The organism is Halomonas sp. M4R1S46 (assembly GCF_025725685.1).
GTDB lineage: Bacteria > Pseudomonadota > Gammaproteobacteria > Pseudomonadales > Halomonadaceae > Halomonas.
This window is the reverse complement of record NZ_CP107008.1, coordinates 2,527,698-2,541,195: the sequence shown is the minus strand read 5'-3', so window position 1 is coordinate 2,541,195 and position 13,498 is coordinate 2,527,698. Positions and strand designations below refer to the sequence as shown.

General features: G+C 65.4%; 8 protein-coding genes and 3 pseudogenes. 8 read left to right on the top strand and 3 right to left on the bottom strand.

From position 1 onward, the window contains the following. Positions 1-135: 135 nt before the first annotated feature. Entirely contained in the window at positions 136-1,323 is a 1,188-nt protein-coding gene (locus tag OCT48_RS11915; RefSeq protein WP_263589366.1) for an acetyl-CoA C-acyltransferase, read from the bottom strand. A 139-nt stretch (positions 1,324-1,462) separates the two neighbouring features. Here OCT48_RS11915 and OCT48_RS11910 point away from each other — a divergent pair, with 139 nt between their 5' ends. The 5 genes from OCT48_RS11910 to OCT48_RS11890 all read left to right on the top strand — a co-directional run bounded on the left by OCT48_RS11910 (position 1,463) and on the right by OCT48_RS11890 (position 8,099). Then, on the top strand, positions 1,463-2,032 hold the full coding sequence (locus OCT48_RS11910) for a TetR/AcrR family transcriptional regulator (protein ID WP_263589365.1): 570 nt from the start codon (positions 1,463-1,465) through the stop codon (positions 2,030-2,032). A 261-nt stretch (positions 2,033-2,293) separates the two neighbouring features. After that, positions 2,294-3,967, top strand: coding sequence for an AMP-binding protein (locus tag OCT48_RS11905; RefSeq protein ID WP_263589364.1), 1,674 nt, complete (start codon positions 2,294-2,296; stop codon positions 3,965-3,967). 16 nt (positions 3,968-3,983) lie between these two features. Then, positions 3,984-4,751: an SDR family NAD(P)-dependent oxidoreductase gene (locus tag OCT48_RS11900; protein ID WP_263589363.1), complete on the top strand. Its 768-nt coding sequence runs from the start codon at positions 3,984-3,986 to the stop codon at positions 4,749-4,751. A 217-nt stretch (positions 4,752-4,968) separates the two neighbouring features. Continuing rightward, positions 4,969-6,780: an acyl-CoA dehydrogenase C-terminal domain-containing protein gene (locus tag OCT48_RS11895; protein WP_263589362.1), complete on the top strand. Its 1,812-nt coding sequence runs from the start codon at positions 4,969-4,971 to the stop codon at positions 6,778-6,780. Between the two features lie 284 nt (positions 6,781-7,064). Continuing rightward, positions 7,065-8,099 carry an HTH domain-containing protein gene (locus tag OCT48_RS11890; RefSeq protein WP_263589361.1) on the top strand — a complete coding sequence of 345 codons (1,035 nt, stop codon included), beginning with the start codon at positions 7,065-7,067 and terminating at the stop codon, positions 8,097-8,099. 34 nt (positions 8,100-8,133) lie between these two features. Here the strand turns inward: OCT48_RS11890 and OCT48_RS11885 are convergent. Beyond that, positions 8,134-8,548, bottom strand: a pseudogene (locus OCT48_RS11885) (transposase); the annotation flags it as partial. Between the two features lie 690 nt (positions 8,549-9,238). Here OCT48_RS11885 and OCT48_RS11880 point away from each other — a divergent pair. Together OCT48_RS11880 and OCT48_RS11875 are read left to right on the top strand one after the other, a co-directional pair. After that, complete coding sequence (locus tag OCT48_RS11880) at positions 9,239-11,419, top strand: polysaccharide biosynthesis tyrosine autokinase (protein WP_263589360.1); 2,181 nt, start codon at positions 9,239-9,241, stop codon at positions 11,417-11,419. Positions 11,420-11,465: 46 nt separating this feature from the next. After that, a complete protein-coding gene (locus tag OCT48_RS11875) occupies positions 11,466-11,681 on the top strand; it encodes a hypothetical protein (protein WP_263589359.1) in 216 nt (71 codons plus the stop codon). On the opposite strand, the pseudogene OCT48_RS11870 reads toward OCT48_RS11875, so the two are convergent. Then, positions 11,639-12,780 (bottom strand): annotated as a pseudogene (locus tag OCT48_RS11870) (IS3 family transposase). The gene OCT48_RS11875 and the pseudogene OCT48_RS11870 overlap by 43 nt on opposite strands. Positions 12,781-12,884: 104 nt before the next feature. On the opposite strand from OCT48_RS11870, the pseudogene OCT48_RS11865 reads away from it, so the two are divergent. Beyond that, positions 12,885-13,457 (top strand): annotated as a pseudogene (locus OCT48_RS11865) (sugar transferase). Positions 13,458-13,498: the final 41 nt, after the last annotated feature.

Below are 13,498 nucleotides of genomic sequence, written 5' to 3'. Positions count from 1 at the left end.
TTCTTCGCCGATCGGCGTGACACGGGCAGGGCCTGGCGTATCTCGTCCAGGCCGCGTTTCCTGGCAAAGTGCGATGAACCGAAAACAAGTGCGCCCGCCGGAAGGCGGGCGCACTGGATGGCGAGGGTGCCAGGCTTAGTCGACCAGTTCCACGGCTACCGCCGTGGCCTCGCCGCCACCGATGCACAGGCTGGCGATGCCGCGCTTGCCGCCCTTGGTGCGCAGGGCGTGGATCAGCGTGGCGATGATCCGCGAACCGGTGGAGCCGATGGGATGACCCTGGGCGCAGGCGCCGCCGAAGACGTTGACCTTGTCATGGGGCAGCCCCAGGTCGTCCATGGCCATCAGGGTAACCACGGCGAAGGCCTCGTTGATCTCGAACAGGTCGACGTCGTCGACCCCCCAGCCGAGGCGCTTCATCAGCTTGTCGATGGCGCCCACGGGGGCGATGGTGAACTCGCTCGGGTGACGCGAGTGGGTGCTGTGGCCCAGCATGCGCGCCATGGGCGTGGCGCCGACCCGGTCCGCCGCCGCCTGGCTGGCCAGGATCAGCGCCGAGGCGCCGTCGGAGATCGAGCTCGAGTTGGCGGCGGTGATGGTGCCATCCTTGGCGAAGGCCGGACGCAGCGAGCGAATCTTGTCGAGCCTGGCCTGGAAGGGCTGCTCGTCATGTTCCACCCGGCTGTCGCCCTGTCGGCCGGAGACGGTCACCGGAGCCATCTCGGCGTCGAGGTGGCCGGCGTTGGTGGCCTCCATGGCGCGCTCCAGCGAGGCGATCGCGAAGTCATCGAGGCGCTCGCGGCTGTAGTCGCGTCGGGTGGCGATTTCCTGGGCGAAGCCGCCCATCAGCTTGCCGGTCTCGGCATCCTCCAGGCCATCGAGGAACATGTGGTCCAGCAGCTGGCCATGGCCCAGCCGGTAGCCGGTGCGGGCCTTGGCCAGCACATGGGGGGCATTGGACATGGACTCCATGCCGCCGGCCAGCAGGATCTCGCCGGAGCCGGCGCGGATCAGGTCGTGGGCCAGCATGGTGGCCTTCATGCCGGAGCCGCACAGCTTGTTGACGGTGGTGGCGCCGATGCCATCGGGGATGCCGGCCTGACGCATCGCCTGACGGGCGGGCCCCTGCTTGACGCCGGCGGGCAGCACGCAGCCCAGGATGCCCTCGTCGATGGCGGCGGCCTCGATGCCGGCCCGCTCGATGGCGGCGCGGATCGCCGTGGCCGCGAGTTCCGGCGCGGTGATGCTGGACAGGCTGCCCAGCATGCCGCCCATGGGGGTCCGCGTCGCGGAGAGGAAAACGATATCGTTGGACTGGCTCATGGCATGTCTCCCGAACGTCGGTGGTTGTGATTGTGGCGGAGTCCCGGCCGGGGAGGCGGCGGTGCGTTGACCTGTCGGCGGGGCTATGGTTCTCTCAGGGTCAACCAAGCAAGCGCTAGTGTAAACGTCGATGAATGTAATGAATGACTCGCCTCGCCGCAAGGAACTGACGCGTCAGGCCGCCCAGTTGTTCGTCCAGGAGGGCTTCGATCGCACCACCGTGCGCATGCTCGCCCAGGAGATGGGCATCAAGTCCGGCAGCCTCTTCCACCACTTCCGCGACAAGCAGGAGATCCTCGCCGCGGTGATCGAGGAGGGTACCGAGAATGCCCTGGTGATCGCCCGGCAGGCCCTCGACCAGTGCGACAGCAACCCCGAGGCGAGGTTGCATGCCATGGCCCGGGCACATCTGGAGACCCTGCTGACCGACCGCAACGCCCACGTGGTCGCCCTCTACGAATGGCGACGCCTGGCCCCCGAGGCACGGGACCATCTGGGCCACCTGCGGGATGCCTATGAGGCGCTGTGGGAGGAGGTGCTCGACGAGGCCCTGGCCGCCGGCCTGATCCGGGGGGACCGTTTCCTGGTCTCGCGCTTCGTGATGGGAGCGCTCAACTGGACGGTGCGCTGGTACGATCCCCATGGCGAACGCTCTCCCGAGGACCTCGCCCGGGAACTCATCGCCATGATCACCCATCCCGCCCGCTGAGCCTCCCCTGACGGGGCCGACCATGGTCTAGCCCCGTCGACCGCCCCGCCCCTTGCCCTGCCGAGACGAAGTCACTAGCTTGTACCTAGCGCTTGATAGGTTGACGCTTACGTCAACTGTAGATCGCCGGCGACGAGTCGGCTACCGGGTGCCGGACATGATGACAGGATGGCAAGACGGCCGATTGCCGACAACAAGCACAAGACCGCGCCGGTTTCCCCTGTGTGAGGGCCGGGGCGCACGAGCACAAGAGGGCAGTTCATGAGCACACCCGCGACCCTTCCCGCGTATTCCGCCTATCGCGAACGCTTTGCCGTCGATGACGTCATCGCCCGCCTCGATGACCACCGGGACGGCAAGCTCAACGCCTTCGAGGCCTGCTGTGGCCGCCACCTGCGCGAGGGGCGCGGCGAGGTGCCGGCCCTGGTGCACGAAGACCCCCAGGGTCGGGTCACCACCCTGAGCTATGCCGAGCTCGCCGCCGAGAGCGAGAAGCTCGCCGGCTGGTTCGCCGAGCGTGGTCTGGGGGAGGGCGACCGCATCGCCTGCATGCTGCCCCGCTCGCCGCAGTTGCTGATCGCCATGCTGGCCAGCTGGCGCATCGGCGCGGTCTACCAGCCGCTGTTCACCGCCTTCGGCCCCGATTCCGTGGACTACCGCCTGGGTCGCGCCGCCACCCGGCTGGTGATCACCGATCACGCCAACCGTTACAAGTTCGACGGCCTCACGCAGTGCCCGCCGGTGCTCGCCGTGGGCGGCCCGGACGCCGAACACCGCGAGGACCAGGACTGGGCCGCGGCCCTTGGCCATGCGCCGCTCGCGACCGCGCCGCCGCGCCAGTCCCCGGACGCCGCCTTCCTGCAGATGTTCACCTCGGGCACCGTGGGCAAGCCCAAGGGCGTGGCCGTCCAGCTCTCGGCGATGCCGGCCTTCGCGATCTACATGGAGCTGGCGATCGGCCTGGAGCCCAGCGACCGTTTCTGGAACATGGCCGATCCCGGCTGGGCCTACGGCCTCTACTACGCCATCGCCGGGCCGCTGCTGCTGGGCGTGGCCACTCACTTCTGCGAGGCCGGCTTCAGCGCCGAGGGCGCGCTGGCCTTCATGCAGCGGCACCGCATCACCAACTTCGCCGCCGCGCCCACCGCCTACCGGCTGATGAAGGCCTCCGGGCTGTTCGACGATGCCCACCGGACGCTGTCGCTGCGTCGCGCCAGCTCCGCCGGCGAGCCCCTCAACACCGAGGTGGTCAGCTGGGTGGAGAGCGCCCTGGGCTGCCCGGTGATGGATCACTACGGCCAGACCGAGACCGGCATGACCTGCTGCAATCACCATGCCCTCGACCACCCCAAGCACATCGGCGGCATGGGCGTGCCGATGCCCGGCTATCGCCTGGCGATCCTCGACGCCGAATATCGGGAGCTGCCTCCGGGCGAGCCCGGCGTGCTGGCCGTGGACATCGCCCGCTCTCCGGCGCACTTCTTCGCCGGCTACACTTGGCAGGAGAAGCATCCCTGCGCCGAGGGCTACTACCTCACCGGAGACGTGGTGATGCGCAACGAGGACGGCACCTTCCAGTTCGCCGGCCGCGACGACGACATCATCACCACCGCCGGTTACCGGGTCGGCCCCACCGACGTGGAGAACTCCGTGCTGACCCACCCGGCCGTGGCCGAATCCGCCGCGGTGGGTCAGCCCGACGAGATCCGTGGCGAGGTGATCAAGGCCTACGTGGTGCTGCGCGAGGGCTTCGAGGCCAGCGACGAGCTGGCCGACGAGATCCGCCGGCAGGTCCGCGAGCGACTGTCCACCCATGCCTTCCCCAGGGTGATCGAGTTCGTCGACGCCCTGCCCAAGACACCCAGCGGCAAGATCCAGCGCTTCAAGCTGCGCGCGGATGCCGCCGACAAGGCGGCACCCGAGACTGCCCAATGATCGTGGAGACATTGCCATGCAAGTGAAGGACAACACCTTTCTGATCACCGGCGCCGCCTCCGGACTGGGGGCGGCCACCGCCGAGCGCCTGGTCGCCGCCGGCGGCCGGGTGGTGCTGTGCGACCTCAGCGAGGCCGTCGAGACCCATGCCGAGACCCTCGGCGAGGCCGCCCGGGCGGTGCGCGGCGACGTCACCTCCGCCGACGACATCCAGGCTGCCGTGTACGCCGCGGTGGCCCTCGGCGGCGAGCGGGGCCTGGCCGGAGTGGTGCACTGTGCCGGGGTGGTCAGCGTGGCCAAGCTGCTCGACCGCGAGGGCAACCCCGCGGACCTCGAGGCCTATGCACGCACCGTCCAGATCAACCTGGTGGGGACCTTCAACGTCATGCGCCTGGCCTCGGCGGCCATGGCCGGCAACGCCGCCGGCGAGGACGGCGAGCGCGGCGTGATCATCAACACCGCCTCGGTGGCCGCCTTCGACGGCCAGGTGGGGCAGTGTGCCTACAGTGCCTCCAAGGCCGGCGTGGTGGGCATGAGCCTGCCGGCGGCCCGGGAACTCTCGCGGCACGGCATCCGGGTCATGGCCATCGCCCCGGGCGTCTTCGAGACGCCGATGATGGGCGATATCCCCGAGGACGCCGTGGCCGCGCTCTCGGCCGCGGTGCCCTTTCCCAAGCGGCTGGGCAGGCCCGACGAGTTCGCCCGGCTGGCCGAGCAGATCGTCACCAACCCGATGCTCAACGGCGAGGTGATCCGCCTGGACGGCGGCATTCGCATGCAATGACCCGGCCTCGCCCGGAGCGATAAGCCATAAGCTGTAAGCGCAACACCCCCGGGCGAAAGCCTCCGGGGGTGTTGCTTATGATGCTGACTTCCCGCTTGCCCCTTGCTCCTGAAATTAAACGAACGCTTGACTCCCGGGTGGCTTCGAGGCTAGTTTCAAACATATGTTTGAAAGCGGCCGTCGCCGCTGCCGCTGCCCGATTTCGAGGAGAGACGAGATGCCCGACTACCAGGCCCCGCTGCGTGACCTGCGCTTCGTGATGGACGAGCTGCTGGACTATCCGGCCCACTATGCGCGCCTGCCCGCGGGCGAGGAGGCCAGCCCGGACGTGGTGGCCGCGATCCTGGAGGAGGGCGCGCGCTTCGCCCGCGAGGTGCTGCTGCCCCTGAACCAGAGTGGCGACCGCGAGGGCTGCCTGCTGGAGGGCGGCGAGGTCAAGACGCCCCGGGGCTTCAAGGCGGCCTACCGGCAGTACGTCGAGGGCGGCTGGCCGGGCCTGGCGGCGGACCCCGCCCAGGGCGGCCAGGGCCTGCCGCCGTCCCTTGCCATGGCGCTCAGCGAAATGATCTGTGCCACCAATCTGGCCTGGGGCATGTACCCGGGACTCTCCCATGGGGCCGCCGACGCCCTGCGTCACCATGGCACCGAGGACCAGAAGGCCACCTACCTGACCAAGCTGGTCGAGGGCGTATGGACCGGCACCATGTGCCTGACCGAGCCGCACTGCGGTACCGACCTGGGCCTGATCAAGTCCCGCGCCGTGCCGACGGAGGATGGTGCCTACGAGATTTCCGGCACCAAGATCTTTATCTCCGCCGGCGAGCACGACCTTGCCGAGAACATCGTCCACCTGGTGCTGGCCAAGCTGCCGGACGCCCCGGAGGGCTCCAGGGGGATCTCGCTGTTCGTGGTGCCCAAATATCTGCCGACGGAGACGGGTGAGCCCGGCGCGCGCAATGGCGTCGGCTGCGGCTCGCTCGAGCACAAGATGGGTATCCACGGCAACGCCACCTGCGTGATGAACTTCGACGCCGCCAGGGGCTACCTGGTGGGGGAGCCCCACAAGGGACTGGCCTGCATGTTCACCATGATGAACGCCGCCCGCATCGGGGTGGGCATCCAGGGCCTGGGCCTCACCGAGGCCAGCTTCCAGAATGCCCTGGCCTATGCCCGGGATCGCCTGCAGATGCGCGCGCTGTCCGGCGCCAAGGCCGAGGACAAGCCCGCCGACCCGATCATCGTGCACCCGGACGTGCGGCGCATGCTGCTGACCCAGAAGGCCTTCGCCGAGGGCGGACGCATGCTGGTGCTGTATACCGCCCAGATGGTCGACGTGGTGGAGCATGGCCAGGACGCCGCCGAGCGCGAGCGTGCCGAGCCCCTGCTCGGCCTGCTGACGCCCATCGTCAAGGCCTTCCTGACCGAGGTGGGCTTCGAGGCCACCAATGAGGGTGTGCAGGTCTTCGGCGGGCACGGCTTCATCCAGGAGTGGGGCATGGAGCAGCTGGTGCGCGACGCCCGCATCACGCGGCTCTACGAGGGCACCACCGGCATCCAGGCGCTCGATCTGCTGGGTCGCAAGGTGCTGATGAACCAGGGCGAGACCCTCAAGGTGTTCACCAGGGAGATCCACAAGTTCTGCCAGGCCGAGACGGCGAACCCCGCCATGGCCGAGTTCGTGCGCCCGCTGGCCAAGCTCAACGCCGAATGGGGCGAGCTGACCATGGGCGTGGGCATGAAGGCCATGGGCGACCGCGAAGAGGTCGGCGCGGCCAGCGTCGACTACCTGATGTACTCGGGCTACGTGACCCTCGCCTACCTCTTCGCCCGGGCCGTGAAGCAGGCCAGGGCCGCCCTGGACGCCGGCACCGACGACGCCGCCTTCTACCGGGCCAAGATCAACACGGCGCGCTTCTACTTCGAGCGCCTGCTGCCGCGGACCCGGGCCCACGCCCGGATGATCCAGGCCGGCGCCGAGCCGCTGATGGCGCTCACCGCCGAGGACTTCGGTCGCGGCTTCGAACTCTGATTCCGGCACTCTCTCTGATCAGGCGTTCTGATCGGTGGTTTCGCGGCGGGCCCCGGCCCGCCGCTTTCTTGTGTGCGTTCGCCGCAGACCGTGGCCGGGAGCGGCCCTGCCGGCAGGCGGCCGAACCGCTGGTATCGTGCCGGGCAAGCTGCCATGCTCTGCCGACGCGCATCGCGCCGAGCCCCCTCATTACCCATCCTGCCAGGATGACCGACCGCTGGCCGAGATACTCGTCGCGGGTGAGTGAGCAAGAGCGTGAGTTCCAGCCACCCAAGGAGTCTGCCATGTCCCGAAAGACCCGCCTGCACGACCTGCTTCAGGTAATACGTCAACACGATGGCCGTATCAGCGGGCCTGACCTCGCCGAGGCGCTCGGCATTTCGCTGCGGTCGCTGTACCAGGATATCGCCGTGCTCAGGGCGGTGGGGGTCGAGATCGCCAGCGAACCCGGCGTCGGCTATGTCCTCGCCCCCGGCATCATGCTGCCCCCGCTGAGCCTGACCGAGGCGCAGTTCGACGCGCTCGCGTTGGGCCTGAGTCGCGTCAGGGACGATGCCACTGGGCCGCTGGCAAGCCCTGCCGGTGAGGTGCTGGAGAGGGTGTCCGAGGCGCTGCCCGAGGAGCTCGGGGAGGGGCTGGCAAGGATCGGCCGCGAGGAAGAGTCTCGGGCCGACGAGCCCCGGGCGACCGCCGAACCCCATCCGCGTGACCTCATCTTCTACACCAATCCCCTGTCCCGGGGCGGCATCGTCCACTGGATGCTCGAGGAACTGGGCGTGCCCTATCGCACCGTCACCCTCGAGTACGGCACCACGATGAAGGCGCCGGACTACCTGGCCATCAACCCGATGGGCAAGGTGCCGGCGATCCGCCACGGCGACACCGTGGTCACCGAGGCCGCCGCCATCTGTGCCTATCTCGCCGATGCCTTCCCCGACGCCGGGCTGGCGCCGGCCCCCGAGAACCGGGGCGACTACTATCGCTGGCTGTTCTTCGCCGCCGGGCCGCTCGAGGCCGCCGTGGGGCTCAACACCCTGGGGATCTACCCCACGCCCGAGCAGCAGGTCCAGCTCGGTTCCGGCGACTTCTGGGCGGTGCTCGACACCCTGTCCAGCGCAGTCGCCGGGCGTCGCTATATCGCCGGGGACACCTTCAGCGCGGCGGACGTCTATGTCGGCGCCCACCTCGGCTGGGGCATGCACTTCGGCACCATCCCCCGACGGCCCGAGTTCGAGGCCTACTGCGAGGGCCTGCGGGACCGGCCGGCGCGTGCTCGCTGCGAGGCGTTCGTCGAACAGGCCCTCTCGCCGCTGGCCTGATGGCCGGCGCGCTGAGGAACTGCTGAACAATTCCGAGCACCAGGTTGCCGAGGGCGAACAGACTGGAGCGCGGGCCTGGTTGTTGGCCAGCCCCAGCCCCTTGTAGCGTACCTTCCGGTAGCCGAAGAGGTTCTTGATGACGTGAATCGGGTGCTCGACCTTGGCGCAGATGCTGGCCTTCGCCTACTCGATCTCCCGCCGCAGCGTTTTCATGGGGTCGTCTTCCATCTTCTTGATGGCGCTGCGCTTGGCGGCGATTCAGCACCGAGAATCCGGATCATCCTTCCCCTCGCCCAGATAGTTCCCAGGCCGGTGTAGCCGGCATCGCCGTATACCCGCTCGTCATCGTCACGCACGAGATCACCGACCATCGTGACATCGGCCACGTTGGCCGAAGTGGTGACGACACTATGGGTCAGGCCGGTGACGGCATCGACACTGATATGGGCCGCCGGCACCTTACGCCACTTGAGCATGCGATGCCGGCCGGAGCGTCACAGCCAAGAAATCAGGATTTCGCGAGCCACGACCAGCAGATCATCGAGGCCGGAAGGCAGGCATGCATGGGTAGCCATTAGTATCTCTTCCTGCTCAACCGTCAGTGCTGCCAGCAGGCTAGGCTGAGTATGAGGCCGAACAAGGGCATCGTCGCGATAGTGCCAGGCGCATGGTCAAATCGGCGACACCATATTGGCATGACAGTTCTAAGTCGATGGAAAGTGCCGCATTATTTTCAATGAAAATCGCCGGCGTACTAGTCGATTTTTCATGCATGTTGATGCGAATGGATGTGCTCTCGTATGAATGGCTTGTGAGTCTCCATTGCTGAAAGAAGAAGATAAGTAATCGGGATGAATTAATCATCAGAGAGTCGATATTTAGTACTAGTTTGGTCATCAATTCGTCATGGCTATCTTCACGCTTGAGTAGCTGGTGTTTCTTTCTCACACTTACCCAGCGTCACAGTTTTCTTGCACAGTGTGAACCATGTCTGGGCTTGGGGAGATTTGCGATGATATCCCGGGGCGGTAGCGTGGCCAAGGGCTTGTTATTGTACCAATAGGTAGCCCCATCGACGTTGTCCCACGCTGAAGTGACCCCCGTTCTACTGTGCTCCAAGGTCCATCGAAGGACGCCCCGTGACAGAGAAGCTCCCCTTGCCATCATCCGCCGTGCCGGAAATCGATCTTGGCCACTTCGTCGGCTGGCTAGTCGATCATAAATGGCTGATTGCCTTGGTGATGGTGCTTTTCGGCATGGGTGGCTACCTGTATGCCGGCTCGCAGCCCCGCATCTACAGTGCCGATTCGCTCGTGCAGGTGGAAAGCGAGAACGGCTCGCTGATCAACCTGCCAGGGATGTCGGGTCAGGTCAGCGTCGAGCAGAATCGGACCCTGACTGAGATCGGCATCCTGCAATCGAGAATGGTGCTGGGTGAGGCCGTCGATCGCGAAAACCTGACCATCCGGGTCTTACCCCAACGATTGCCCTTCCTAGGTAACTTCCTGGTCAACCAGGGCGTGTCCGTGCCGTCCTTGCTGCGTGACCGGCCCTATGTATGGGCCGACGAGTTTGCCGAGGTGTCGCGCTTCGAGGTGCCCGAGGGGACGAATCCTGGCCCCTATATCATCCGCTCGACGGGTGACGGTGGTTACGTCTTGCGGCAGGGGGAACGGGTTCTGTTGACCGGCCAGGCCGGTGAGACGGTGCATAGCGACGATGGTTATCGGTTGTTCGTGCAGCGCCTCCAGGCGCATGCAGGCGCTGAGTTCGTGCTCTACCGGAGCACCCAGCTGAGTGCAATCAACGCGCTCAAGTCGAGTTTGAGCAGCCACCAGGCGGAGGGCGAGTGGCTGGTCAATCTTCGCCTGACCGGTTCGGACAAGACACAGATCGAGGACACCCTCAACACGATCATGCAGGTCTTCCTGGCCCAGAATATCGAGCGTCATTCCGCCGAGGCCGACCGCCAGTTGGCGTTCCTCGAGGAGCAGATTCCCCAGGTGGGTGAGCGGCTCTCCGCTTCCGAAACCAACCTGAACAGCTATCGTGCCCAGCGCGACTCTGTCGACCTGGACTTTGAGACCGAAACCATGCTGAACAAGCTGGTGGCGTTCGAGAACCAGATGTCGGATATCGAGTTCCAGCGGGTCGAGCTGGAGCGACGGTTCACCAGAAACCATCCGACCTACCAGGCACTGATGGCCAAGAAGCAACAGCTGGAGGACAACAAGGCGGAACTGGAAAGTCGCATCACGGACCTTCCCGAGACCCAGCAGAAGATCCTCAGGCTCGAGCGGGCGGCACGTGTCAATCAGGAGATCTATGTCCAGTTGCTCAACAAGCAGCAGGAAATGCGTCTGGTCCAGGCGGGCACTGTCGGCAATGTCAGGATACTCGACACGGCCGTCGTCCAGCCTTCGCCCATTGCGCCGCGTTCGAGCCTGATCATGGCCATCAGCCTGCTCATGGGCCTGCTCGTCGCCATTGCCATCGTCATGGCACGCTACCTGCTCAACCGTGGCATCGAGACACCCAAGCAGCTCGAAGAGCAGGGCCTGCCCGTCTATGCCACCGTCCCCCTCTCGGGGGAGCAGACCAAGCTCTCGGGGGGCTTCAAGGCCGGCTTGTACCGCCGCCAGCGTGCCCGCCTGCGCGACCTTCTGGCGTTGCGAACCCCGACCGACCTCTCCATCGAGGCACTGCGAAGTCTGCGCACCAGTCTGCACTTCGCCATGCTGGAGGCAGGTGACAATCGTCTGATGCTCACGAGCCCCTCGCCGGCGGTCGGCAAGAGCTTCATCAGCGTCAACCTGGCCGCCGTCTGTGCCCAGGCTGGCCAGAAGGTACTGGTCATCGACGGCGACATGCGTAAAGGGCACGTCCACCATGCCTTTCATGGTGACAGCGACGGCGGTCTCTCCGAGTTACTCGGCGGAGAGCTGACCCTGGAAGGCGCGATCCGCGGCACCGCGGTGGACGGGCTGGATTACATCGCCCGCGGTGTTTCTCCGCCTAACCCCTCCGAGCTGCTGATGCAGCCGAGTTTTTCGCTGCTGATGGCGGACGTATCGCCCCGCTACGACCTGGTGATCATCGACACCCCGCCGGTGCTGGCGGTGACCGATGCCGCCATCATCGGCAAGCAGGTCGGCACCAGCCTACTCGTGGCTCGTTTCGGCATGACCCCGCGTGGTGAGATAGAGGCGACGATGGAGAAGCTTGAAAACAGCGGCATCCTCCTCAAGGGCGCGATTCTCAATGCGATGCGGCGCAAGGTGTCCACCAAATACAGCTATTACACTTACGCATATAAATAGAATGACATTGATGGCAGCAGGTCGCCATCAGCGATTGGATGATGTCATGGCCACTGTTACCACCGTCTTCCTGGATCAAGGGCGGCAAGCATGTCTTGTCAAAAGGCTGCTCAATAATGACAAGTTGCAGCTGTGGCTGGGCTTGGCCTTCACCGTCCTGCTGCCTACGCTGGTCAGCCAGGAGCGCCTTGTTCTGGTCAAGTCAGAGCGGACACATTTTCAAGCTGCCGCTGCCAGTTCGATCTCCCTCGGCGACTGGTAGCCGAGAGTCGAGTGGAGCCGGCAACTGTTGTACTCCATCTCGATATATTCGACGACGTCACGCCGTGCTGCCTGGCGGCTCCCGTAGCGCTGGTCAGCCAGCCACTCGCTCTTCAGTGAGCCGAAGAAGCGCTCCATGACGGCATTGTCCCAGCAGTTCCCCTTGCGGCTCATCGAGGCCTGGAACTCGTGCCGATCCAGCGTGGCGCGGTAATCACGTGACGCGTACTGACTGCCGCGGTCGCTGTGATGGATCAACCCGCTCTCGGGCTGCCGGCGACCCACGGCCATCTCCAAGGCGTCCAGGACCAACTGCGTGCGCATGTGGTCCGCCATTGCCCAGCCCACCAGCTGCCGGTCGTGGAGGTCGAGCACCGCCGCCAGATAGAGCCATCCTTCCAGCGTCCAGATCGCCGTGATATCGGCCACCCAGGCCCGGTTCGGTGCCGCCACCGTGAACTGGCGGTTCAGCAGGTTAGGCGCCACCGGCAGGGTGTGCTGACTGTCGGTCGTATGGCGCCAGCGGCGGCGCTGCCGTGACTCTACGCCTGCTTCCCGCATCAGGCTGCGGGCCTGGTAACGACCGACCTGGTAGCCACGGCGTCGCAGCTCTCTGGCCATGCGGCGGCTGCCGTAGCTGCCGCGCTTACGACGATGGATCTCTCTGACCTCGCGGTGCCGGGCCTGGCGATGGTCATCAGGGCCACGCCGTCGCCAGGCATAGAAACCGCTCCGGCTGACCCGCATGACTCGACACAACACGGCCACGGGATAGGTGGCCTTCTCCGACTCGATGAACTGGTATCTCAGCTCGACTCTTTGGCGAAGAAGGCCGCCGCCTTTTTTAAAATATCCTTTTCAATCTGAAGCTTACGAACTTCTTCGCGGAGCTTCTTGATCTCGGCGTCGCGATCATCCGCTTGCCGGCTCGAGGTGTCTGAAGCCTGTTGACGGTACTTGCGGCACCAACGATCCAACAGGCTACGGTCAACCCCCAGGCGCCGGGCGGCCTCGGATACGGAATACCCCTGCTCGGTCACCAGGCTCACCGCATCCGCCTTGAATTCATCGGAATACCGACGTCGAGTCTTCTTGGTCATGAACACCTCCATTGCCCCCATTATGAGGCTTATCGGGGTGTCCGCTCCAATTGGACCACTTCAAGAATCGCTATGGCAGCCTGCGCCCGGACCAGGGCTACGAGGTGCTGAAGCGCTGCCTGGACCTGCTCGCCGTTCTGTCAACGCTGCCCCTCACCTTGCCGTTGATGGCTACCACCGCCATCGCTATTCGACTGGAGAGCAGGGGGCCTGTGCTCTTCACCCAGCAGCGCATGGGCTTCCAGTGCCGGCCTTTCACCGTCTACAAGTTCCGCAGCATGTTCATCGACCAGCAGGGAAGTGGCTACACTGAGGATAGCGAGGATCCACACATCACCCGCGTGGGCAAGGTGATTCGCAAGTATCGCGTGGATGAACTGCCCCAGCTGTTCAACGTGTTGAAGGGCGAAATGAGCCTGATCGGTCCACGTCCGGAATCCATGGACCTGGCCGACTGGTACCAGAAGGACGTACCGTTCTTCCATTATCGCCACGTGGTGCGTCCCGGCATCTCCGGCTGGGCCCAGGTGGAGTAGGGCTATGCCGCCGAAGTGGATGGCATGAACCGTAAGTTTGAATATGACGTCTACTACATCAAGAACATTTCGTTCTGGCTCGATTTGCTGATCGTGCTGCGCACCATCCGTACCGTGCTTACCGGCTTCGGAAGTCGTTAGCCCTCGCACCTCTAATCTCTAACCTCTAACCTCTAACCTCT

Bases quoted from the DNA above. Each gene is read 5' to 3' on its own strand.
- OCT48_RS11915 (WP_263589366.1), bottom strand. From the start codon at position 1,323: ATGAGCCAGTCCAACGATATCGTTTTCCTCTCCGCGACGCGGACCCCC.
- OCT48_RS11910 (WP_263589365.1), top strand. From the start codon at position 1,463: ATGAATGACTCGCCTCGCCGCAAGGAACTGACGCGTCAGGCCGCCCAG.
- OCT48_RS11905 (WP_263589364.1), top strand. From the start codon at position 2,294: ATGAGCACACCCGCGACCCTTCCCGCGTATTCCGCCTATCGCGAACGC.
- OCT48_RS11900 (WP_263589363.1), top strand. From the start codon at position 3,984: ATGCAAGTGAAGGACAACACCTTTCTGATCACCGGCGCCGCCTCCGGA.
- OCT48_RS11895 (WP_263589362.1), top strand. From the start codon at position 4,969: ATGCCCGACTACCAGGCCCCGCTGCGTGACCTGCGCTTCGTGATGGAC.
- OCT48_RS11890 (WP_263589361.1), top strand. From the start codon at position 7,065: ATGTCCCGAAAGACCCGCCTGCACGACCTGCTTCAGGTAATACGTCAA.
- OCT48_RS11875 (WP_263589359.1), top strand. From the start codon at position 11,466: ATGGCCACTGTTACCACCGTCTTCCTGGATCAAGGGCGGCAAGCATGT.